Annotated in this window: 23 protein-coding genes; 11 read left to right on the top strand and 12 right to left on the bottom strand. The window is 29.3% G+C overall.

The window, feature by feature from the left end; genetic code table 11:
- The gene (locus H9W90_RS04750; protein WP_187483317.1) at window positions 1–873 is read left to right on the top strand and encodes an FKBP-type peptidyl-prolyl cis-trans isomerase; all 873 of its coding nucleotides are present in this window, start codon (window positions 1–3) and stop codon (window positions 871–873) included.
- Window positions 874–952: 79 nt separating this feature from the next.
- On the opposite strand, the gene H9W90_RS04745 is transcribed toward H9W90_RS04750, so the two are convergent.
- From H9W90_RS04745 to smpB, 5 genes are all read right to left on the bottom strand, one after another.
- On the bottom strand, window positions 953–1,546 hold the full coding sequence (locus H9W90_RS04745; protein ID WP_187483316.1) for an outer membrane beta-barrel protein: 594 nt from the start codon (window positions 1,544–1,546) through the stop codon (window positions 953–955).
- A gap of 50 nt (window positions 1,547–1,596) precedes the next feature.
- Window positions 1,597–2,550, bottom strand: a complete 954-nt coding sequence (locus H9W90_RS04740; protein WP_187483315.1) for a transketolase family protein — start codon at window positions 2,548–2,550, stop codon at window positions 1,597–1,599.
- Window positions 2,551–2,673: 123 nt separating this feature from the next.
- The gene (locus H9W90_RS04735; RefSeq protein WP_187483314.1) at window positions 2,674–3,252 is read right to left on the bottom strand and encodes a Maf family nucleotide pyrophosphatase; all 579 of its coding nucleotides are present in this window, start codon (window positions 3,250–3,252) and stop codon (window positions 2,674–2,676) included.
- A complete protein-coding gene (locus H9W90_RS04730; protein WP_187483313.1) occupies window positions 3,253–4,179 on the bottom strand; it encodes a geranylgeranylglycerol-phosphate geranylgeranyltransferase in 927 nt (308 codons plus the stop codon).
- A gap of 9 nt (window positions 4,180–4,188) precedes the next feature.
- Window positions 4,189–4,653, bottom strand: coding sequence for an SsrA-binding protein SmpB (smpB, locus tag H9W90_RS04725; RefSeq protein WP_187483312.1), 465 nt, complete (start codon window positions 4,651–4,653; stop codon window positions 4,189–4,191).
- 82 nt (window positions 4,654–4,735) lie between these two features.
- On the opposite strand from smpB, the gene H9W90_RS04720 reads away from it, so the two are divergent.
- Window positions 4,736–5,491, top strand: coding sequence for a DUF6503 family protein (locus H9W90_RS04720; protein WP_254712526.1), 756 nt, complete (start codon window positions 4,736–4,738; stop codon window positions 5,489–5,491).
- 20 nt (window positions 5,492–5,511) lie between these two features.
- On the opposite strand, the gene H9W90_RS04715 is transcribed toward H9W90_RS04720, so the two are convergent.
- The gene (locus tag H9W90_RS04715; protein ID WP_187483311.1) at window positions 5,512–6,009 is read right to left on the bottom strand and encodes a SixA phosphatase family protein; all 498 of its coding nucleotides are present in this window, start codon (window positions 6,007–6,009) and stop codon (window positions 5,512–5,514) included.
- Between the two features lie 89 nt (window positions 6,010–6,098).
- A complete protein-coding gene (gene clpB / locus H9W90_RS04710; RefSeq protein ID WP_187483310.1) occupies window positions 6,099–8,708 on the bottom strand; it encodes an ATP-dependent chaperone ClpB in 2,610 nt (869 codons plus the stop codon).
- Between the two features lie 199 nt (window positions 8,709–8,907).
- On the opposite strand from clpB, the gene ytxJ reads away from it, so the two are divergent.
- The 7 genes from ytxJ to H9W90_RS04675 all read left to right on the top strand — a co-directional run bounded on the left by ytxJ (window position 8,908) and on the right by H9W90_RS04675 (window position 16,860).
- A complete protein-coding gene (gene ytxJ / locus H9W90_RS04705; protein ID WP_187483309.1) occupies window positions 8,908–9,309 on the top strand; it encodes a bacillithiol system redox-active protein YtxJ in 402 nt (133 codons plus the stop codon).
- A gap of 60 nt (window positions 9,310–9,369) precedes the next feature.
- Window positions 9,370–10,920 (top strand): DEAD/DEAH box helicase, encoded by a 1,551-nt coding sequence (locus tag H9W90_RS04700; protein WP_088353420.1) that lies wholly within the window; start codon window positions 9,370–9,372, stop codon window positions 10,918–10,920.
- Between the two features lie 552 nt (window positions 10,921–11,472).
- Entirely contained in the window at window positions 11,473–12,864 is a 1,392-nt protein-coding gene (locus tag H9W90_RS04695; RefSeq protein ID WP_187483308.1) for an arginine decarboxylase, read from the top strand.
- A 45-nt stretch (window positions 12,865–12,909) separates the two neighbouring features.
- Window positions 12,910–13,854, top strand: coding sequence for an agmatinase (speB, locus tag H9W90_RS04690; protein WP_187483307.1), 945 nt, complete (start codon window positions 12,910–12,912; stop codon window positions 13,852–13,854).
- Window positions 13,855–13,860: 6 nt separating this feature from the next.
- Window positions 13,861–15,396: a carbon-nitrogen hydrolase family protein gene (locus H9W90_RS04685; RefSeq protein WP_187483306.1), complete on the top strand. Its 1,536-nt coding sequence runs from the start codon at window positions 13,861–13,863 to the stop codon at window positions 15,394–15,396.
- 128 nt (window positions 15,397–15,524) lie between these two features.
- On the top strand, window positions 15,525–16,493 hold the full coding sequence (locus H9W90_RS04680; protein ID WP_187483305.1) for a deoxyhypusine synthase family protein: 969 nt from the start codon (window positions 15,525–15,527) through the stop codon (window positions 16,491–16,493).
- 88 nt (window positions 16,494–16,581) lie between these two features.
- On the top strand, window positions 16,582–16,860 hold the full coding sequence (locus H9W90_RS04675; protein WP_187483304.1) for a hypothetical protein: 279 nt from the start codon (window positions 16,582–16,584) through the stop codon (window positions 16,858–16,860).
- A gap of 210 nt (window positions 16,861–17,070) precedes the next feature.
- On the opposite strand, the gene H9W90_RS04670 is transcribed toward H9W90_RS04675, so the two are convergent.
- Together H9W90_RS04670 and fahA are read right to left on the bottom strand one after the other, a co-directional pair.
- Window positions 17,071–17,526 (bottom strand): hypothetical protein, encoded by a 456-nt coding sequence (locus H9W90_RS04670; RefSeq protein ID WP_187483303.1) that lies wholly within the window; start codon window positions 17,524–17,526, stop codon window positions 17,071–17,073.
- Window positions 17,527–17,717: 191 nt separating this feature from the next.
- Window positions 17,718–18,995 carry a fumarylacetoacetase gene (fahA, locus tag H9W90_RS04665; RefSeq protein ID WP_187483302.1) on the bottom strand — a complete coding sequence of 426 codons (1,278 nt, stop codon included), beginning with the start codon at window positions 18,993–18,995 and terminating at the stop codon, window positions 17,718–17,720.
- Between the two features lie 196 nt (window positions 18,996–19,191).
- Here fahA and glyA point away from each other — a divergent pair, with 196 nt between their 5' ends.
- Window positions 19,192–20,466, top strand: coding sequence for a serine hydroxymethyltransferase (gene glyA / locus H9W90_RS04660; protein ID WP_187483301.1), 1,275 nt, complete (start codon window positions 19,192–19,194; stop codon window positions 20,464–20,466).
- A gap of 151 nt (window positions 20,467–20,617) precedes the next feature.
- Window positions 20,618–22,336, top strand: coding sequence for an FG-GAP-like repeat-containing protein (locus H9W90_RS04655; RefSeq protein WP_187483300.1), 1,719 nt, complete (start codon window positions 20,618–20,620; stop codon window positions 22,334–22,336).
- A gap of 84 nt (window positions 22,337–22,420) precedes the next feature.
- Here the strand turns inward: H9W90_RS04655 and H9W90_RS04650 are convergent, their stop codons facing one another.
- The 3 genes from H9W90_RS04650 to H9W90_RS04640 all read right to left on the bottom strand — a co-directional run bounded on the left by H9W90_RS04650 (window position 22,421) and on the right by H9W90_RS04640 (window position 24,392).
- On the bottom strand, window positions 22,421–22,606 hold the full coding sequence (locus H9W90_RS04650; RefSeq protein WP_187483299.1) for a CsbD family protein: 186 nt from the start codon (window positions 22,604–22,606) through the stop codon (window positions 22,421–22,423).
- 115 nt (window positions 22,607–22,721) lie between these two features.
- Window positions 22,722–22,961, bottom strand: a complete 240-nt coding sequence (locus H9W90_RS04645) for a hypothetical protein (protein WP_187483298.1) — start codon at window positions 22,959–22,961, stop codon at window positions 22,722–22,724.
- 87 nt (window positions 22,962–23,048) lie between these two features.
- Window positions 23,049–24,392 (bottom strand): DNA recombination protein RmuC, encoded by a 1,344-nt coding sequence (locus tag H9W90_RS04640; RefSeq protein WP_187483926.1) that lies wholly within the window; start codon window positions 24,390–24,392, stop codon window positions 23,049–23,051.
- Between the last annotated feature and the right edge of the window lie 9 nt (window positions 24,393–24,401).

Here is a 24,401-nt window from a genome sequence, read left to right as displayed (position 1 = left end):
ATGAATAAAATAAAAAATATAATTGCACTTGCAATTTTTACTATCCTAATCTATTCTTGTGGAGATAATAATTCTCTTACTGTAGATAATTTCGATCATGAAGCACAAGCTTTAATAGATAATGATTCTTTAGTTTCATTTTTCAAAAAACATTATTACGATTCTACTTTAGATTCTGTTAAACTATTAACTAGTGGTAAAACAGCATTATCTGAAGATGCAAATTTAAAGTCTATAGATGTAACTGAAAATGATATAGACTACATTTTATATTATTATGTAAATAGAATTGGAAACCCAGAGCCTGTAAAAGGTTTTCCTACAGTAATGGATTCTGTTTTAGTAAAATATTCTGGTCAAAGAATTCTTAAAACAGATAGCTTAAGTACTACTTTTGATAGAAACAACGGAATTTGGTTTACTTTAAACAGCGTTATTAGAGGTTGGGCATATAGTTTTCCAAAATTTAAAGGCGGTAAAAATGTTACTGCAAACGGACCTATTACTTATGAAAACGGTGGAAAAGGTATTTTATTTATTCCTTCTGGATTGGCATATAGAAATGTAGGTAATACTTCTATTGGAGCAAATGAAAATTTATTATTTTATATTAACTTATATGATATTATAGAAAACACAGACCATGATAATGATGGTGTTGCTTCTATTTTTGAAGATCCTGATGGAGATTTAGATCCAAGAAATGATGATACAGATGGAGATTTTATAGCTAATTATTTAGACGTAGATGATGACAATGATGGTACTTTAACTAAAGATGAAGATGAAAATGGTGATGGAAATCCTGCAAATGATTTTAGTGATCCTAATAATCCTGATTTACCAGATTATTTAAATCCAGATATTAATTAATTAATTTAGGTAAAACTATCACATAAAAAAAGGCTCTTGAGAAATCAAGAGCCTTTTTTTGTAAAGTGTATTTGTTTTTTTACAGTCTTAAAGAAAGTCCAAATATTATTTGATTTGTTCTATTATCTACAGTAACGTTTGCAAAATTTGCTTCAGTTGAAGATAAACCTCTTTCCCAACGTACATCTATACCAACTCTTCCTAATTCTACACCAACTCCCATTTGAAGTCCTACTGAAAATTTATCAAAATCATCTGTAGATACGTTTCTAAAGCTAAATTCATCATCAATTATATATTGAAAAGATGGACCAATAAATGCATTAGCAACTCCTAAAAATTTCTTTCCTAATAAAACAGGAACATCAATTTTTTTGAATTCATAATCAGATTTTGCGTTATTTGTGTCTGTATATTCACTTTTAACTTGTGTAAAGACAATTTCTGGTCTTAAATACAAACCAATTACTGGAATTTTACCACGAAACCATAAACCTGCATGATAACCAGATTTAGATTTTGCACCTGTAATAACATCATTACCAGCAGATTTAAATGTAGCGTCTCCATTATTATTATAATTTACACCACCTTTTAAACCAAAGTCTATTTGTGCAAAAGAAGTTTGACTAAAAGCGAAAGCCAAACACAACATTAAAATAACTTTTTTCATTTTTTTTCTATTTTAAATTAATTTATTGAGGGTTTTTAATATAAACGAATTTATTTTCTTGAAATTACTTTTTTAACAGCTTTAACAACAGCATCTGCATCTAAACCATACTTTGCCATTAATTGTTCTGGTGTTCCAGATTCTCCAAAAGTATCATTTGTTGCAACAAATTCTTGAGGAGTAGGAGCGTTAGTTGCTAAACATCTTGCAACACTTTCACCTAAACCACCATATTTATTATGCTCTTCAGCAGTAACTATACAACCAGTTTTTGCAACAGACTTTAAAATGATATCTTCATCTAAAGGTTTAATTGTGTGTATGTTTATTACTTCAACAGAAATTCCTTCTGCTTCTAATTTTTCTGCAGCTTGTAGAGATTCCCAAACTAAATGACCTGTTGCAACTATAGTTACATCTGTTCCTTCAGTTAATTGAATTCCTTTACCTATTTCGAATTTTGCATCTTCTGGCATAAAAACTGGTACTTTTGGACGACCAAAACGTAAATACACAGGACCATCAAAATCAGCAATTGCAATAGTTGCAGCTTTTGTTTGATTATAATCACAAGGATTTATAACAGTCATTCCTGGTAACATTTTCATTAAACCAATATCTTCTAATATTTGGTGTGTTGCTCCATCTTCACCCAAAGTAACTCCTGCGTGAGATGCACAAATTTTTACATTTTTACCAGAATAAGCAACAGATTGACGAATTTGATCATATACACGACCCGTAGAAAAGTTTGCAAATGTTCCTGTAAAAGGAATTTTACCACCAATTGTTAAACCAGCTGCAATACCAATCATATTTGCTTCTGCAATACCAATTTGGAAAAATCTTTCTGGGTTTTCTTTAATAAATTGATCCATTTTTAAAGAACCAATTAAATCTGCACATAAAGCAACTACGTTAGGGTTTGTTCTACCTAATTCAGTTAAACCGTCTCCAAAACCAGAACGTGTGTCTTTTTTTTCTGTGAATGTATATTTCTTCATTATAAAATTATAAAAATGTTGTGTTGTAAAATTTTGCGTAAAAATAAACTTTTATTTCACTTAAAAGAAGATAAAAGAGAGTTTAGAGTAAAGACTTTTTAACATAATGTGAGGAAGTCTCTATTATAAATCCATCAATTCCTTATAAAGTTTATGAACTGGTAAACCTGCAACGTTAAAATAACTTCCTTCCATATTATTAATGGCAATAAAACCAATCCATTCTTGAATGCCATATGCGCCAGCTTTGTCATAAGGATTGTAGTTTTTAATGTAGTAATTTATTTCTTCGTCTGTTAACTCTTTAAAAGTAACAAAAGTTGTATCATTTACTATTTTCTGAAAATATTCACTTTTAATACTTATTGATGTAATTACTTCGTGTTTTTTTCCGGATAAATCACGTAACATTTCAAAAGCTTCTTGCTCATTTTTTGGCTTTCCTAAAGCTTTTTCATTTAACCAAACAATGGTATCTGAAGTTATTAAAATATCATTTTTTGTTAAGTCTTTAAAAGGTTTCGATTTTAAATCGGCCAAGAAATCTGTAATTTCTGTTCCTTTTAACTCTTCAGGGTAAATTTCTTCAACTTCTTTTAGTTGAATCGTAAAATCGATATCTAAATCTTTAAAAAATTGCTGTCTTCTTGGCGATTTAGAAGCTAAAATTACATTGTAGTTTTTTAATTTTTCTCTTAACATTTATTGAATTGTAAATAATAACATTGATAAAATTCCAAATAGCATAATAAGCTTCATTAAACTACTCAATTTAGAAAAGTCTTTTTTCTTTTCTGCGGATAGTAATTTGAATAAAACATAAATTAGAGGTATTATAATAAAGGCTATTGCATAAGATATAAAAACAACCTCATTTTCAAAAAAATGCAATATTATAATGATAATAATTAATAATATTACTGTAAAAAAAATAGCCACCATACTTGATCTATTTCTACCTATAATGATTGGTAATGTTTTGGCATTTAATTTTAGATCTCCATTAATATCTTCAATATCTTTTATAATTTCTCTTACTAAAGTTGTTAAAAAAGCAAAAAACGAATAGGCTAAAACGGGTCCAAGTATATCATGATGATTTATTTTATAAACAACAAATTCTTCTAATGATTCTGAATAAATTATAGCTTCAGATGTAAAAACATAAGTAATATAAATTACCATTGATAAACAAAAGGAAATAGCAAGATTTCCTAAAAAAAATGTTTTTTTTAAATATTTAGAATAAACAAAAAGTATAAAAATGATAAGTAGAAAATATAAACTATTACTTGTTGTTCCTTCAAAAAAAGACAAATAAAAACCTAGTAATAGACCAATTGAAGTTAATAAAAAATAAACTTTCCAAGCATTTTTTTTTGAAATGATATTATCTATAAAAACCTTATTAGGTTTATTTATTTTATCAATTTCTATATCATAAATATCATTTACAATGTAACCTCCAGCCATTATAAATATTACTGAAAAAATTAGAATAGAAAACTGATAATTTCTTTCTGGAATACTAATAAATATTGAATCTAATAAAGCATATTTAGTTAAAACCATCGTTAATAAAACCATTAAAAGATTTTTATAGCGAATGAGTTTTAAAAAAGAAATCATAGAATAGTTTTAAGAATTAAAACTCTTTTTTATTCTGGCTAAATCACGTTTGTTATCTCTATCTTTAATAACTTCACGCTTGTCGTGGGTTTGTTTTCCTTTTGCTAAAGCTATTTCCAATTTTGCAAAACCTCTGTCATTTATAAATAAACGAAGTGGTACAATTGTGTTTCCTTTTGCTTCCACATCTTTTTTTAAACTACGTAATTCGCGCTTATTCATTAACAATCTGCGTTCACTTTTTGGTTTATGATTAAAGTGATGGCCAAACATATATTCTTGAATGTACATGTTTACAATAAACAATTCGCCTCGATCGTTAAATTCACAGAAACTCTCTGTAATTCTTGCCTGGCTTAATCTTATCGATTTTATCTCCGTTCCAGTTAATTGAATTCCAGCCACATATTTGTCTAAAATTTCAAATTCGAAACGCGCTTTTTTATTTTTTATGTTGATGTTTTTTTGAACCATCAATAATCAATTTTTATTTTTAACAAAGATACATTTTTAGATTCGGGAAAGAAATGTAATTTTGAATTCTATTTTCGACAAAATGAAACAAAAACCAATGAGATATTTACCTTTATTTTTATTCATCTTTCTAATTTCCTGTAATAATTCTGAAGAAAAATTAACTGCACAGCAAATTATAGATAAAACTATTGCTTATTCAGGTGCAGATAAAGTTGCTAATTCTGTAATCTCATATAATTTTAGAAATGTAGATTATTTGGCTGAAAGAAATAATGGGATTTTTAAGTTAACCAGAAGTTTTGAGAAAGATTCCGTATTAATTGAAGATATTTTAACAAATACTAATTTTGAAAGATTAATTGATGATGAAATAGTAAATTTAGATAGAAAAGTTGCTTCAAAATATACAAATTCAGTTAATTCTGTACATTATTTTTCAGTTTTACCTTTCGGTTTAAATGATAAAGCAGTTCATAAAAAGCTTTTAAAATCATCAACAGTTAAAGGAAAAGAATATTATAAAGTTGAAATAACTTTTTCTGAAGATGGAGGAGGAGAAGACTTCGAAGATGTTTTTATTTATTGGGTTGGTAAAGAAGATTTTTTGATAGATTATTTAGCGTATTCTTATCACACAAATGATGGTGGAAAACGCTTTCGTGTTTTAAAAGAACAATGTGTAAAAAATGGAGTTCGTTTTGTAGATTATCATAACTACAAACCTTTAAATAAGGATATTAAATTGATAGATATAGATAAAGCTTACGAGGAAAATCAACTTAAAAAAGTATCTGAAATCGTTTTAAAAGATATTGAAGTTATTATTTTAGAGTAAACTTTTTAGAAGATACTTCCTTATTCAATCTTTTCTATTCTGCTTGTTTTTTTATCTCCAGAAATAGTAACAATAAACAAGCTTGCATTGTCATTATCGTCCAAATCCTCATGCTTTTTCTCTCCCAAAATTTTATTTACAAAAGCAGGAGTTGTGTTGCTATGCCCAACAACTAAAACTGTTTTTCCTTTAGTAGCTTTTTCAAATTCAGCATCAAACATGTTTCTTGGGTCGTAGTTTAGAATCTCCAAAGCTTTGCTTTCTGCAGTTGGAGTAGCTGTCTGCATGGTTCTATTGTAGTTAGTAGAATACACAGCATCTAAATCGATATCTTCAAAATAATCTGCCCAATTTGCCGCTCTTTTTTGACCATCTTCATTTAAATCTGGGTTGCTATTTGTTTTATCTGATCTATCTTTTTCTGAATGACGAATTAAATAATACGTTGTCGTTTCTTGAGAAGTACAAAAAGTTAATAAACCAAAAGCAAATACAAATAAAAATAAGATTTTTTTCATGATAGTTAAATTTGAACAACGAATATAATCAAAAAAGAAAAAGCGATGCCTTTTACAACATCGCTTTTTCCAAACTAACCAAACTTAACTTATATGTTCTCAACCAAATCCGACTGATTTCTAAAAACTAATTTATCATCAAAAGAATCTAATAAAATAATACTATCTGTTGTTATTTTTCCTGATAAAATTTCTTTCGAAAGTTCGTTTAAAACTTCTTTCTGAATTACTCTTTTTACAGGTCTTGCTCCAAATTCTGGCTGATAACCTTTTTTTGCCAAGTATTTAATTGCTTCATCTGTTGCATCTAATGTAATTTCTTGTTTGCCAATTACTTTCTTTAAATGCTCTATCTGTAATTTTACAATTTCAAAAATATTACCCTGTGTTAAAGGTGTAAACATAATTACATCATCAATTCTGTTTAAAAATTCTGGTCTTACAGATTGTTTTAACAACCCTAAAACTTCAATTTTTGCAACTTCAGTAACTGCTTCTAAATCTGCTTTTGGGTCTGCAAATTTCTCCTGAATTATATGACTTCCCATGTTTGAAGTCATAATAATTATGGTGTTTTTAAAATCTGCAACACGTCCTTTATTATCCGTTAATCTTCCTTCATCCAAAACCTGTAAAAGGATATTAAAAGTATCTGGATGCGCTTTTTCAATTTCATCTAAAAGCACTACAGAATAAGGTCTTCTTCGAACAGCTTCCGTCAATTGTCCACCTTCATCATAACCAACATATCCTGGAGGCGCACCAACCAATCTACTTACAGAATGGCGTTCTTGGTATTCACTCATATCAATCCTTGTCATTGCATTTTCATCATCAAAAAGATATTCTGCCAATGCTTTTGCCAACTCTGTTTTTCCAACTCCTGTAGTTCCTAAAAACAAGAAACTACCAATTGGTTTATTCGGATTTTGCAAACCTGCTCTCGAGCGTCTAACAGCATCTGAAACTGCAACAATTGCTTCTTCTTGGCCAACAACTCTTTTATGTAATTGGTCTTCTAATTTTAGCAATTTATCACGTTCAGATTGTATCATTTTTATGACAGGAATTCCAGTCCATTTTGCAACAACTTCAGCAATATCATCTAAAGTAACTTCCTCTTTTATTAAAGATTTCTCATTCTTATTTTCGCTTAATATTTTCTGAAATTCTTCTAATTTACCTTCAGCTTCTTTGATTTTTCCATATCTAATTTCAGCAACTTTACCATAATCTCCATCTCGTTCTGCTTTTTCTGCTTCAATCTTAAAGTTTTCGATATCAGATTTTGCATTCTGAATATTATCTACAACCTCTTTTTCAGATTTCCATTTTGCATTAATTTCGTTTCGTTCTTCCTTTAAATTTGCTAAATCAGAACGTAGAGATTTCAACTTCGTTTCGTCTTTCTCACGCTTAATTGCTTCAATTTCAATCTCTAACTGCATTACTTTACGGTCTAAAACGTCTAATTCTTCTGGTTTAGAATTGATTTCCATACGTAATTTGGAAGCAGCTTCATCCATTAAATCAATAGCTTTATCTGGTAAAAAACGGTTGGTAATATAACGTTGAGACAATTCTACAGCACCAATAATTGCTTCGTCTTTAATACGAACTTTATGGTGTGCTTCATATTTCTCTTTAATTCCTCTTAAAATAGAAATGGCACTTTCTGTATCTGGTTCGTTAACAATTACTTTCTGAAAACGTCTTTCTAATGCTTTGTCTTTCTCGAAATATTTTTGATATTCATCTAAAGTCGTCGCTCCAATTGCACGCAATTCTCCACGAGCCAAAGCAGGTTTTAAAATGTTTGCTGCATCCATGGCACCTTGTCCACCTCCAGCACCAACTAAGGTGTGAATTTCATCAATAAAAAGTACAATATCTCCATCTGCATTTGTAACCTCTTTAATAACGGCTTTCAGTCGTTCTTCAAATTCTCCTTTGTATTTTGCACCTGCAATTAATGCACCCATATCTAAAGAGAAAATTAATTTGTCTTTTAGATTTTCTGGAACATCTCCATCTACAATTCTGTGTGCTAAACCTTCTGCAATAGCGGTTTTACCAGTTCCTGGTTCTCCTACCAAAATCGGATTATTCTTTGTTCTTCTTGATAAAATTTGTAACAATCTTCTAATTTCTTCATCTCTACCAATTACTGGATCTAATTTTCCATCTTGCGCTAATTTATTTAAGTTTTTAGCGAATTTGTTCAAAGAATTGTAGGTTTCTTCTTGAGATTGAGAAGTTACCCTTTCTCCTTTTCTTAATTCTTCAATTGCTGCTTTTAAATGCTTTTCTGTAACACCTTGGTCTTTTAGAACTTGTGCAATGTTACTTTTCGATTTAAAAATTGCCAAAATTAAATGTTCGATAGAAACATAGTCATCTTTCATGTTTTTAGCAATTACAGACGCTTCTGTTAATGTTTTACTTGCTTCTCTCGAAATCATTAATTCTGCTCCAGAAACTTTAGGTAAACTCTCTAATTGTTTGTCTAAAATTTGGTCTACAACATTTAAGTTAATATTTAATTTCTTCAATAAAAAAGGCAACACATTTTCATCTACTTGTGTTAATGCTTTAAAAATATGCTCATTTTCTATTTGATTATGACCAAAACCTTGCGCAATCTGCTGCGCCATTTGTATGGTCTCTTGCGATTTTGTTGTATAATTATTAAAATTCATATTTATTTTTTTTAGCAAAGGTTTTAAAGCCCTTGTTGTTATTTAATTTTTCATTTACAATCGATAATGAGCAATTTTAATACCAAATAAAATTATCGTAAAAAACAAGTCAAAATGTCTTGTAAAGTATTGTTTTTACTGACTTTATGTCAATTGAAAGTTTCTTATATTTGTATCGACAAAGAACAAAAACATAGAGATGGGCATATTTAACAATATATTTGGCGACAAAAGTGAAAAGGAAACAAAACCAGAAAAAAAGTCATACTTAAACTGGATTCCATTAACTTCTTTGGAGCAATTAGAAATGATTAAAAAGGAATCTGAAATAGGAGCTGTACTAATTTTTAAGCATTCTACAAGATGTGGTATTAGTAGTATGGTTATAAAACAGTTCGAAAAGTTGTTTTCGGAAGAACATGAAAATTTAAAAGTGTATTATTTAGACTTGTTAAATTACAGAGATGTTTCTGATGAAGTAGGGTATAAGTTCCAAGTAATGCACCAATCTCCGCAATTAATTGTGGTTAGAAATGGAGTTTCTGTCTATGATGCTTCTCACTACGAAATCACACAAACAGACTTATCGAGATTTATGTAGTTAAAATTTGGGTAAAACCTATAATAAGTCTTATTTTTGTCTTTCTAAATTTTTAAACTTTTGGCAGAAACAAACACTTCGCAAACAATTATAGGTAAAGAATTATACGGTTATCAAAAAGATGCACTTCAAGAGATTTTTAATCGATTTGAAACAGCGCCTCAAGATTATCATTTATTATATCAATTACCAACAGGAGGTGGAAAAACAGTAATTTTTTCTGAAATTGTAAGACGTTATATAGAAACTTTTAAAAAGAAAGTTTTAGTATTAACGCACAGAATTGAATTAAGTAAGCAAACCTCTAAAATGCTTATTGAGTTTGGTGTAGAAAACAAAATAATAAATAGTACAGCAAAATTAGACGATCAAGACGAGTTTATGTGTTTTGTGGCGATGGTTGAAACTTTAAAAAATAGATTAAATGACGATAAGTTAGATATTTCTGATATCGGTTTAGTTATTGTAGATGAGGCACATTACAACTCTTTTACTAAAATTTTTAAGTTTTTCGATCAATCTTTCATTCTTGGTGTAACTGCAACTCCTTTAAGTTCTAACATTAAATTACCAATGTATGAGAATTATCAGGAATTATATGTTGGTGAGCCAATTCATCATTTAATTGAAAGTGGTTATTTAGCACAAGCAAATATGTATTCTTACAATGTTGGTTTAACTTCTTTGGAAGTTGGGGCAAATGGAGATTATACTGTAAAATCTTCCGAAGATTTATACATGAATACAGACATGCTTACCAAATTGGTAAGTGCGTATGAAGAAACCGCAAAAGGTAAAAAAACGTTGATTTTTAACAACGGTATTAATACTTCAATTCAAGTTTTTCACGCATTTAAAAAAGCAGGATATCCAATTGCGCATTTAGACAATACAAATACAAAAAAGGAACGTGAGCTTATTTTAAGATGGTTTCACAAAACTCCAAATGCAATTATTACCTCTGTAAGTATTTTAACAACTGGTTTTGATGAGCCAAGTATTGAAGCAATTATCTTAAACAGAGCAACAAAATCGTTGACTTTATATTATCAAATGATTGGACGTGGTTCTCGTATTTTTGGAGATAAAAACACGTTTGATGTAATTGATTTAGGAAACAATTTCCACAGATTTGGTCCTTGGGGTGCAGATTTAGACTGGCAAAAAATGTTTAGAGCGCCGGATTATTATTTAGATGCTATTCTTTCGGATGAAGAAATAGAAAGTACCTTTAGATATGAATTACCAGCAAATGTAAAAGTGGAATTTGCAAATTCTACAGATACTTATTTCGATATGAAAAATGTATATATCGAAACAATAAAAGCTGGAGAATCTTCTAAAAGAGTATTAGAAAAATCAATTGTTCATCATGCAAAAATGTGTATTGAAAACAGTGAAGATGTTTTTGATGCTTTAATTTTAGCAAAAATGTTAGGTGAGGAGATAGATGATAGAATTAACAGATATGCAAAATGTATTTCTAAAAGTACGCACAATTTTGTAACGTGGTTAAAAGACGATTACAGAAAGAAACTAAACGCTTATTTAAGAGAAAATTTCGATGAAGATTTTGAAGAAATTCATGGTCATCCACCAATAGATGAATAAAAATGTAAATTAAAAGCTCTGAAAATTCAGAGCTTTTTTATGCTTTATAATTGCGTTTTTATGAGGAAGAATGTTTTTTATAGTTTTTGTTGATAATTGACGTTTTTAGGCAGAAATTATAATCAAATTTTAGAATAAAATTTCACTTCAGTATAAAAATCACATTCAATTATCATTCGAAACACTTGTATTTACTGATAAAAAATATATTTCAAAAAAAAGATACTTTTTTTTTGCTTTTGTAATTTATATTAAAAAATAATATACATTTGCTGTACTTATTTAAGTAAAATGTTTAGTTTTTCTTATTTCGGATGTAATACTCAATTGGAGAATACGTATTACAATGCATTTTGGAAATGCAACCGAAAAATTAAGGTTTCTCCATTTTCAATTCTTCAAGAATTGCAGCTTTTCTCAAAGTTGCACGTAGTTTACTTACAAATTATACAGTGATAATCTTACTTTTTTAAAAGTACTTATTTCTATTTCAACATTTTTAAAATGTTTTGATTTAGACAAACTTATCATATCTATAATTTAAAAATAAAAGTGAACACAAAATACGCAGATTTAGTAGACCAAACATTCTACTTTCCACAGGAAGAGTTTAAAACAGAAAACAACAAATTATTTTGGCATGGCATAAATTTAATGGAGCTTATTGAAGAATATGGTTCTCCATTAAAATTTACTTACCTACCAAAAATATCAGAAAACATAAACAGAGCAAAAGGCTGGTTTAAAAATAGCTTCGAAAAACATGATTATAAAGGTAAATACTTTTATAGCTATTGTACAAAAAGTTCTCATTTTAAGCACATTTTAAACGAGGCTTTAAAAAATGATATTCATATTGAAACATCATCTGCTTTTGATATAGATATTGTTAAAAGTTTAAAAAAAGAAGGCAAAATAAAAGACGATACTTTTGTTATTTGTAACGGATTTAAAAGAGACCAATATGTAAAGAATATTGGCGAGTTAATCGAATCTGGACATAAAAACTGTATTCCTATTATTGACAATTATGAGGAATTACCGTTAATTCAAAAAGAAACAAAAAAGAAGTTTAAAGTTGGTATTAGAATTGCTTCTGAAGAAGAACCAAAATTTGAGTTTTATACGTCAAGATTAGGAATTGGTTATAAAAACATCGTTTCCTTTTATGAGCGTGAAATTGCTGATAATACTCAAGTAGAATTAAAAATGCTACATTTTTTCATCAATACTGGTATTAAAGACAATGCGTATTACTGGAACGAATTAATGAAATGTTTAAATGTGTACATCAACTTAAAAAAGGTGTGTCCTACTTTAGACAGTTTAAATATTGGTGGTGGTTTTCCTATAAAAAACTCATTGGCTTTTGATTATGATTATCAATATATGATTGATGAAATTACAAATCAAATAAAACAAGCGTGTGATGAAGCAGGAGTAGATGTACCAAACATTTTTACAGAATTTGGAAGTTTTACAGTTGGTGAATCTGGAGCAGCTATTTACAAAGTTTTATATCAGAAAAAACAAAATGATAGAGAGCGTTGGAACATGATAAACTCTTCATTTATAACCACTTTACCAGATTCTTGGGCAATTAACAAACGCTTTATAATGTTACCTTTAAACAAATGGAACATGAAATACGAACGTGTTTTATTAGGAGGTTTAACTTGTGATAGTGACGATTATTACAATTCCGAACAACATGTAAATGGAATTTATTTACCAGTTTACGAGAAAGAAAAACCATTATATATTGGATTCTTTAACACTGGAGCATATCAAGAAACCATTGGTGGTTTTGGTGGATTGCAACACTGTTTAATTCCAACTCCAAAACATTTAATTATCGACAGAGATAAAGAAGGTAAATTGGATATTAAAGTCTTTAAAGAACAACAAAAAAGTAGCGAATTATTATCAATATTAGGATATTAACAAACAACACAACAAGGGTTTAAACCCATTGCAACAAAAAATAAAATGAACACAAATAACACATATGCAGGAATTCCAAACGAGTTTGGAAACCTGTCAACATCAAAAATAGTAATCATCCCAGTTCCTTATGATGGAACTAGCACTTGGCAAAAAGGGGCAGATAAAGGTCCAAAAGCTTTTTTAGAAGCTTCAGAAAACATGGAATTGTATGACATAGAAACAGATTCTGAAGTGTATAAAGAAGGTGTTTTCTTAACTGAACCAATTACAGAAAATTCTTCTCCAGAAGCAATGGTAGAAGCTGTTCACCAAGAAACAAAGAAGTACATCAATAGAAATAAATTTGTTACTGTTTTTGGTGGAGAGCATTCAGTTTCTATTGGAACTATTAGAGCTTTTAACGAATGTTTTAGCGATTTAACGGTTTTACATATAGATGCACATGCAGATTTACGTAAAGAATATGAAGGTTCTTCTTGCAATCACGCTTGTGCAGTTTATGAAGCGAATCAGAATACAAACTTAGTTCAGGTTGGAATTAGAAGTATGGATATTTCTGAAAAAAGAAGCATGAATTTAGACAAAGTTTTCTTTGCACATGATATGGCTGAAAACGAAGATTGGATGGATGATGTAATTGATCAATTAAGTACAAATGTGTTTATTACTTTTGATTTAGACGCGTTAGACCCTTCAATTATGCCAAGTACAGGAACTCCAGAACCAGGAGGATTATTTTACTATGAAACGTTAGAATTCTTAAAATCTGTTTTCGAGCAAAAGAATGTTGTAGGTTTTGATATGGTTGAATTATGTCCGAATGAAAATGAAAAATCTTCTGACTTTTTAGCAGCTAAATTATTTTATAAAATGTTGAGCTATAAATTTGCTTCTAATGACGATTCTTATGACAATGGAGATGATGCTACTGATAACAATCCTTTCAGTAAATTATCGAAATTTAAAAATGATGACGACGATTTTTAAATCATTATGAAAATCGAAAACATAGAAAATATAGAGTTGCAATATTTAACGATTGAAGATTATCAAGCGTTAAAACAAGCAATGATTGAGATTTATTCTAATATGCAAAGTACGCATTGGGAAGAACCTCAAATACAATCTTTAATAGATAAATTTCCTGAAGGACAAGTAGTAATTAAAATAAATGGACAGCTGGCAGGTTGTGCTTTGTCTTTAAGAGTTGACTATGATAAGTTTGATGATCATCATACATACCAAGAAATTACAGGTAATTTTACCTTTAGTACACACAGTAATTTTGGAAATGTTTTGTACGGAATTGATGTTTTTATCAAACCAGAATATAGAGGTTTAAGATTAGGGCGAAGATTGTATGATTATAGAAAAGAATTGTGCGAAAAACTTAATTTAAGAGGTATTGCTTTTGGTGGAAGAATTCCGAATTATCATAAACATTCAGAAAAATTATCTCCAAAAGAATATTTAGAAAAGGTAAAACGTAAAGAAATTCACGATCCAGTTTTAAACTTTCAAATATCCAATGATTTTCATCCTTCAAAAGTGATGAAAGGATATTTAGAAGGAGATGCAGATTCTAACGATTTTGCAGTTTTATTGGAGTGGGATAATGTGTATTACAAAAAAGAAACTGCAAAAGCGGCCATTAAAAAGAAAGTAGTTCGTTTAGGATTAATTCAGTGGCAAATGCGTTTGTACAAAGATTTGGAAGAATTAATGCAACAAGCAGAATATTTTGTAGATGCAGTTTCTGCATACAGGTCTGACTTTGCATTGTTTCCAGAGTTTTTTAATGCACCTTTAATGGCAGATAATAATCATTTGCCAGAATCTCAAGCCATTAGAGAATTGGCAAAATATACACCAGAAATAGTTCAGAAGTTTTCTGAATTGGCTATTACATACAACATCAATATAATTACAGGAAGTTTTCCAGAATTAAAAGATGGAATGTTATACAATGTTGGTTATTTGTGCAAAAGAGATGGTTCTACAGAAAGGTATGAGAAATTACATGTAACTCCAGATGAAGCAAAAGTTTGGGGAATGCAAGGAGGAAATGAACTTAAAACATTCGATACAGATTGTGGTAAAGTTGGAGTATTGATTTGTTACGATTCCGAGTTTCCAGAATTGAGTAGAATTTTAGCTGAAGAAGGTATGGATATTTTGTTTATTCCGTTTTTAACTGACACACAAAATGGATATTCTAGAGTGAGACATTGTGCACAAGCAAGAGCCATAGAAAACGAGTGCTATGTAGCAATTGCAGGAAGTGTTGGGAATTTACCGAAAGTGAATAATATGGACATTCAGTTTGCACAATCGATGGTTTTTACACCTTGCGATTTTTCATTTCCTGCAAACGGAATTAAAGCAGAAGCAACTACGAATACAGAAATGATTTTAATTGCGGATGTAGATTTAGATTTGTTAAAAGATTTGAATCAATTTGGAAGTGTGAGAAACCTAAAAGATAGAAGAACAGATATTTACGAAGTAAAGAAACTTCAAAAAAAATAATTAAAAATTAAAATTTTAGATATTAAATAAAATTATTATTGATAACTATTAGTGTCAGTTCAAGTGATTTTTCCTATTTGAAAAATCGTATCGAGAGCATTTTAAAGGGTATCATAAAAAATAAAAAAATGAGCAAACCAATTACAAGTTTTATAGAAAAATACTTTTTACACTTTAATGCCGCAGCTTTAGTAGATGCAGCAAAAGGTTATGAAGCACAATTAAATAAAGGATCTAAAATGTTAGTTTCTTTGGCAGGAGCAATGAGTACAGCAGAATTAGGAAAGATTTTTGCAGAAATGATTCGCCAAGATAAAGTACAAATTGTTTCTTGTACAGGTGCAAATTTAGAAGAAGATGTTATGAATTTAGTAGCACATTCTCACTACAAACGTGTTCCTAATTACAGAGATTTAACTCCACAAGACGAGTGGGATTTGTTAGAAAAAGGCTTAAACAGAGTTACAGATACTTGTATTCCTGAAGAAGAAGCTTTTAGAAGAATTCAAGAACATATTGTAAAAATATGGAAAGATGCAGAGGCAATAGGAGAGCGTTATTTACCACATGAATACATGTACAAATTATTACTTTCAGGAGTTTTAGAGCAGTATTACGAGATTGATATTAAAGATTCTTGGATGTATGCTGCAGCAGAAAAAAACTTGCCAATTATCTGTCCTGGTTGGGAAGATTCTACCATGGGAAATATTTTTGCTTCTTATGTATTAAAAGGAGAATTAAAAGCAAGTACAGTAAAATCTGGTATTGAATACATGACTTTTTTAGCAGATTGGTACACAGATAATTCTGAAAATGGAATTGGATTTTTCCAAATAGGAGGAGGAATTGCAGGAGATTTCCCTATTTGTGTGGTGCCAATGTTATACCAAGATATGGAAAAACCTGAAACACCATTTTGGAGTTATTTCTGTCAGATTTCAGATTCTACCACAAGTTATGGTTCGTATTCAGGAGCAGTTCCTAACGAGAAAATTACTTGGGGAAAATTAGATATAGACACACCAAAATTTATTATAGAAAGTGATGCAACCATTGTTGCACCTCTTATTTTCGCTTATTTATTAGAAATGTAACATCACTAACGTTTTTTTCAAAAAAAGTTTATTATTTTTATTTTAAACTTGATTAAAAAAACGGACCAGAAATATAAAAGGTATTATAATGAAAAGAGTAATAGTAGAATACGCAAAACTGACAAAAGACATATTAGATATGTTAATTGACAAATATCCTGATGGTTATGATTATAGTGATGTAATTTCCTTTAAAAACGCCAAAGGAGATACTGTAAAAGCAGTTGAAGTAAAAACGGAAGACACTGTTTATTTAGTTAAAATAAGTGATCGTTTAGAAAATGCCATGGAAGAATATGCAGAAGATGAAGAATTCTTTGATGATAATGATGATTTTGATGCTAATGATTTGGAGGATGAAGATTAGGTTAACTAATTGATTTCTAAAAATATAAAAATCTCTTTTCTTGACTGGAAAAGAGATTTTATTTATTTTTAAATCACGTGTTTTTGTATGAGCAGTTTTGTATTTTAAAGCACTAAAGAAGTAAATAAAACACAAATAGAAAGTTCGAGAGGACTTTCGTATTTAAGCTATAACTAGCAATGAATTATACATGGTGTTATAGCAAGTTTTTTATTCAAATATTATTTCCTTTTCCGTTTTTGGTATTAAAACAATATGAAAAGGCTGACTATAATTTAAAGTTGAAAAGTCAATTTCTTTTGTAGTTATAACTAAATTGTCAGAGTTTTCAGTTATTTCAGTAATTTCAACTTCCCAACCGCTACTTTTAAGTTCTAAAATTGTCGCAATTATGTAATGAGTATCAAAGTTAATTTCATTAGTCGCAAATCCATTACTTACATTTTCTATCGAATTCATTTGTGAAACTAAACTATTCCAATCTTCGATATTTTTTATAATAGTTTTCGTTTCAAGTATATTTTCAAATCCACTTCCAGTTAAATTTCCTTTTCCAATTTCTACAAACTGAATTAAAAAAGGAAATTTTTCAGGTTCATTTTCGCTTTCAGAGTTTGTGCAATTTGTTAAAATAATAATGTTCAATAGTAAAATAATTCGTTTCATTTCAACTTGGTTTTAAATTGCTACAACGTCAAAACGTTTATTTAACGTATTAATGTTCCATAAACGTAGTTAGCGAAGTTAGATTTTTTTAATTAAAAAGTCAACTAGTAAAAACCCATATTTTCTAAAAAACAAAAAACCTCACAACTAAAAATAGGAGTGAGGTTTATAATATTTTGTTTGTATTTAGTTTATTTGGCTGGTAACACTTTACCAATACATTCACCAAAACCAATTCTAACATCATCATTTTTACAATGTGCACGCATAATAACAGTATCGTTATCATTAATAAATTTACGCGTTGTTCCGTCTTTTAAGGTAATAGGGTTTTGTCCTTTCCAAGTCAATTCTAACATAGAACCATAACTATCTTTTGTTGGTCCAGAAATAGTTCCAGAACCCATCATATCTCCAGCTTCAACAGGGCAACCATTTACTGTATGGTGTGCAAGTTGTTGTGCCATTGTCCAATACATATATTTAAAGTTCGAATTTGCAACAACAGTTTCTTCGCCATTTTCTGGCTGAATACCAACTTGTAAATGAATATCGTAACTTCCTTTTCCTTCTTGTTTTAAATAAGGTAAAGGTTCGTGCACTTGTTTTGGGTTGTCTGTTCTAAAAGGTTCTAAAGCATCTAAAGTTACAATCCAAGGAGAAATAGTAGAAGCAAAGCTTTTTCCTAAAAATGGGCCTAGTGGCACATATTCCCAGCCTTGAATATCTCTTGCAGACCAATCGTTAAATTGTACCAAACCAAAAATATATTCTTCTGCTTCTTCAATAGGAATTCTATCTCCTAAAACATTAGCATCTGTAGTAATAAAAGCCATTTCAAGCTCAAAATCTAATAATTTTGAAGGGCCGAAATTAGGTGTATTACTACCTTCATCTGGTTTTGTTTGTCCATAAGGTCTTCTAATTGGAACACCAGATGGAATGATAGAAGAACTTCTACCATGGTAACCAATTGGTATGTGTAACCAGTTTGGCAATAATGCATTTTCTGGATCTCTAAATAAAGAACCTACATTTGTTGCATGTTCTTTACTTGCATAAAAATCTGTATAATCTCCAACGGATACTGGTAATAACATTTCTACTTCATCCATTCTAAAGATAATTTTATCTTTATGATCTGCATTATCCCTTAATATTCCATTAGTAACATCAAAAACTTCTGCAATTCTATTTCTAACTAAACGCCAAGTTTTACGTCCATCAGCAATAAAATCATTTAAATTATCTTGTAAAAAAATATCGTCTGTTAAAGGAATTCCTTCAAAATAGCCTAATTGATGAAATGCGCCTAAATCTATAGCGAAATCACCAATTCTACTTCCAATAGTTATAATATCATCTCTTGTTATAAAAACTCCAAAAGGAATATTTTGAATTGGAAAGTCAGACTCTTCGTCTACTTTTAACCAAGATTTTCTATTCGGGTTATTTGCTGTTATGATCATTCTGTAAATTCTTTAATTTGTTCAAATCTATGCAATTTTTTCTCATTTCTAAAAAGAAATTTCACGAATAACTTATTTTTAACACACCTTTTTTTGGAATTGTATAAATCTTAATAAGTTGTTGAAAATATACAATAAACTTATTTAATAGCGCTTTGTTTTTTGTTACTTTTGATTCTTATTCAAAACAATAACAATGCAATTAGACAATCAAATTTTTGACCTTATTCAGGAGGAAAAAGAAAGACAATTAAACGGTTTGGAATTAATCGCTTCAGAAAACTTTGTAAGCGACCAAGTTATGCAAGCTCAAGGTTCTATTTTAACTAATAAATATGCTGAAGGATATCCTGGTAAAAGATATTATGGAGGTTGTGAAGTTGTAGATGTTATAGAACAAATAGCAATTGATAGAGCTAAAGAATTATTTGGTGCAGAATACGTAAATGTGCAACCACATTCTGGTTCTCAAGCGAATACAGCTGTTTTTTCAGCGTGTTTAAAACCTGGAGATACTATTTTAGGTTTCGATTTATCTCATGGTGGACATTTAACACATGGTTCTCCAGTAAATTTTTCTGGTAAATTATACAATCCTGTATTTTACGGAGTTGATAAAGAAACTGGTACCATTGACTACAATCATCTAGAGCAACAAGCAAAAGAATACAAACCAAAATTGATTATTGCTGGTGCATCTGCATATTCTAGAGACATAGATTTTAAGAAATTTAGAGAAATTGCAGATAGTGTTGGAGCTATTTTAATGGCAGATATTTCGCATCCTGCAGGTTTAATTGCAAAAGGAATTTTAAATGATCCAATTCCTCATTGTCATATTGTTACAACAACAACACACAAAACTTTACGTGGACCAAGAGGAGGAATGATTATGATTGGTAAAGATTTCGACAATCCGTTTGGAGAAACTTTAAAGAATGGAAATCCTAAAAAAATGTCTACTTTAATTAATTCTTCTGTTTTTCCAGGAAACCAAGGTGGACCTTTAGAGCATGTTATTGCTGCTAAAGCTGTTGCTTTTGGAGAAGCTTTAACAGATGAGTTTTTAGAATATCAATTACAAGTAAAAGAAAATGCAGCTGCAATGGCAAAAGAATTTGTAGCAAAAGGATATGATATTATTTCTGGCGGAACAGACAACCATTGTATGTTAATTGATTTAAGAAATAAAGATATTTCTGGTAAAGATGCAGAAATTGCTTTAGGAAAAGCTGATATTACAGTAAACAAAAACATGGTTCCTTTTGATGATAAATCTCCTTTTGTAACGTCTGGAATTCGTGTTGGAACTGCAGCAATTACAACTCGTGGCTTAAAAGAAGAAGATATGGTTGCTGTAGTTAATTTTATTGATGAAGCAATTCAGAATGCGAACAATGAAGAAGCATTACACGAAATTGCAGAACGTGTAAATGATATGATGAGCGCAAGAAGATTATTTGTAATGTAAAAGAAATGCCTTAAATTTGGGCATAAAATATTTAATTTTTAAAAAGCTGATATCCTTAAAAAGATATCAGCTTTTTTGGTAAACGATTAAATGCCATGATAATATAAATTAATAATTAAGTTTATATTTGTAAAATATAATTATTAAAATAATGAGAATAACTTTAATCTTGGCATTATTGATATCCAACTTTTGTTGGTCTCAAGTAAAATTTTCTGAAATAGCTTCAAGTTCAAATTTAAATTTTTCGTTTGGTGCAGGAGTTTATGGTGGTGGAATTTCTTTTGTAGATTATAATAACGATGGATGGGACGATTTAACAATAGCTACTGAAACTGGTAGTTCTATTCGTTTTTTTAAGAATAATTCTGGAAACTTTATTGAAGATACTACAATATCTATAGATAATATTACTTTAGAAACCAAGCAAATTATTTGGGTAGATTTTGATAATGATAATGATAAAGATTTATTTCTTACAAGTAGAGAAGGAGTCGTAAAATTATTTCAAAATAATGGTAATCTTGTTTTTGATGACATTTCTTCTCAAGCAGGTTTAACATCTTTTGCAACATCTACTTGGGGGGCTTCTTGGGGAGATTTTAATAATGATGGATATTTAGATATTTTTTTAACTTTTTTAAAAACAGGAAATACACAACCAAATGCATTGTTAAAAAATAATGGAAATGGAACTTTTACTAATGTAAGTATTTCTGCAGGAATTAATCAATTAAATGACCCAACATTTTGTGCCGCTTTTTTCGATTATAATAATGACGGCTTGCAAGATATTTTTGTAACAAATCATAAATACGACCAAAGTTACTTGTACAAAAACAATGGTAATGAAACTTTTTCTGATGTTAGTGTAGCATCTGGAGCAAATATTTTAGCAGACGGTATGTCTTCTACAATAGGAGATTATAATAATGATGGTTGGTTTGATATTTATGTTACCAATTCTGCTGCAGGAAATTTTCATCTCAAAAACAATGGAAACAATACATTTACGAGAGTTGAAGATGATATGGGTACTAAATTTTTAAATGTTTCTTGGGGTGCTGTCTTTCTAGATGCAGATAACGACTCCTATTTAGATTTATATGTTAGTGGGCAAGAAAATGGAACTGATAACTTATTACCATCTGCCTTTTACAGAAATAATTTGAATCTAAACTTTGTAATTCCAGAAAATATTGGTTTAGAAGAAGATAAGAGAAGAAGTTTTTCTAATGCAATCGGAGATATAGATAATGATGGATATCCAGAAATTTTTGTGGTTAATGAAAATGAATCAAATTTTTTATGGAAAAATGAATCAGTAAATAATGGTAATAATTGGTTAAAAATAAAATTAGTTGGTATAAATAGCAATAAAGATGGTGTTGGAAATAAAATTGAAGTAATTGCTAATGGAAAATCACAATTTAGGTACACACTTTGTGGAGAAGGTTATTTAGCACAAAATTCTTCTTATGAATTCTTTGGTTTATCAGATGCTACTTCAGTAGAATCTATAAAAGTTACTTGGCACAAAACAGGAGTTGTAGAAACAATACAGAATGTTGCAATAAATAAAGCAATAATTATAGAAGAAGGAAATGGCATTTTAAATACAAATTCATTTAAAGAGAATGATATATTTGTTTCTCCAAATCCGAGTTCTAATGGAATTTATAAATTTCATTTTCCTGAATTTAAAATATATACTATATCTGTTTTTGATGTTTCTGGTAGAAATATTATAACTAAAAAAATGACAAGTATAGATTCTATTTTGGATTTAAGTAAACACGCAAAAGGTATTTATTTAGTAAAAATGAGAGCTGGTAATCATCAAAAAGTAATAAAACTAATTAAACAATAACTAGCTTGTTTTTCAAACATAAAAAAAGCATCAAGTTTTTAACTTGATGCTTTTCTTATTTTCTAAACAATTTTTAAAGTTGAATTACCAACTCTTAACTTCTTTTTCAATTTTTTCTCGAGTTTCTCCGTATTTTTCTTGAATTTCTCCAACTAATTTATCAAAAGAACCTTCAGCTTCTGTAGACTTATCATTTGTAGCTCTACCAAACTTCTCTTTAAATTCTCCCTTAATTTGTTTCCACTTTCCTTCGTTTGTATCTGAATTCATGCTATTTATTTTTATGTACTTTACTAGTACTGATTAATATTAATACAAAAATAAGTTAGAATGAAGAGAGAGCTTGCTTCAAATGATGTAAAAGTGTGCTCAAAAGAAAAACATTTTATTTTTTATCTGAATTCTGAATTTCATCTGCAACTGCATTAGAGTCATCAGTTGCACTGTGTACTTGGTCTTTTAGTTTATCTTTATCTTCTCCTTTTAAACGGTCTTTATTACTGTCTTTATCTTTATATTCATCTTTTTTAACAGTACCTTTTAATGGATGTAAACCTCTTTCATGTACATCTCCTGAATTTCCTTTGGTAATATTTTCTGCGCTTGCTCGTTCTTTTTTAGACATAATTATGTGTATTTAGTTTTTAGTAAAACTATAAAAAACACACATTTTACTTTAACGATATCAATAAAAATAAGAACTCAAAAGAAATTAATCTTCGTCTTTTGCACGTTCTATAATATTTTCTGGCAATGCTTTTTTAGCTTTAGCTCCCATTTTCTTTAACTTTTCTACACTTGTAATTAAATTTCCTTTTCCTTCAAAAAGCTTATTCATTGCAGCATTGTAATCAGTTTTAGACGCATCTATTTTCTTGCCAACACCAATTAAATCGCTTAAAAGACCGTGAAACTTATCATACAAAGCACCAGCTTGTCTTGCAATTTCAAGCGCATTTCTTTGTTGTTTTTCATTATTCCACATTGTATCAATTGTACGTAAAGTAGCGAGAAGAGTAGAAGGAGTAACAATTACAATGTTTTTTTCGAACGCTTTATTATATAAGTTATTATCGGAATTTATTGCAACAGCAAAAGCTGGTTCTATTGGAATAAATAACAAAACAAAATCTGGAGATTCTATTTTATAAATATCTTCGTATTTCTTTTCACTTAATTGTTCTACATGCCTTCTTAAAGAAAGTATGTGTTCTTTTAGAAAACGTTCTTTTAAATCATCTTCTTCAGCATTTACAAATTGTTCATAAGCAACTAAAGAAACTTTAGAATCTACAATCATTTTTTTGTTATCTGGTAAGTGAATTACAACATCTGGCAAAACTCTTTTTCCATCATCGTTGGTAAAGCTTTGCTGTACAAAATATTCTCTATCTTTCTCTAAACCAGATTTTTCTAAAACTCTTTCTAGAACTAATTCTCCCCAGTTTCCTTGGGTTTTATTATCACCTTTTAATGCTTTGGTTAAATTGATGGTTTCCTTACTCATTTGTAAGTTCATCTCTTTTAAACCTAAAATTTGCTGACGTAAAGCCGCATGATAATCGATACTCTCTTTATGTGTTTTTTCTACTTTATCCTCAAAACCTTTAATTTTTTCTTGAAGTGGATTTAAAATAACTTTTAAGTTTTCTTTATTTTGAAGTGTGAATTTTGTAGACTTTTCATCTAAAATTTTATTCGCTAAATTCTCGAACTCTTTATTAAATTTCTCATGTAATTTTTCTACTTCTTCTTTATTTTCTGATAATTTTTCTTCAGTGTTTTTATATTCTGTTTCTAGACGAGTTTTATCAGAAATTAAACTTTCTTTTTCTTTTTGAATGAATTTTAATTCACTTTGTAGTTCACTAATCTTGTTTTCAGAATTTTTAACGCTTACTTGCAAAGAAGAGTTTTGCATTTCTAACGTTGTTCTTTCTTTTTCTGAATTTCCTTTTTCTTTTTCAAAATTCAGTTTGGCAAGTAATCTTCCTATAAATAAACCAATTACAGAAAATAATATAGCAATTAATAAGTAAATAAATATTTCGTTCATCATATCAAA

Source organism: Polaribacter pectinis (assembly GCF_014352875.1).
GTDB lineage: Bacteria > Bacteroidota > Bacteroidia > Flavobacteriales > Flavobacteriaceae > Polaribacter > Polaribacter pectinis.
The sequence above is the reverse complement of the archived record's forward strand: the minus strand, read 5'-3'. Positions and strand labels throughout refer to the sequence as shown.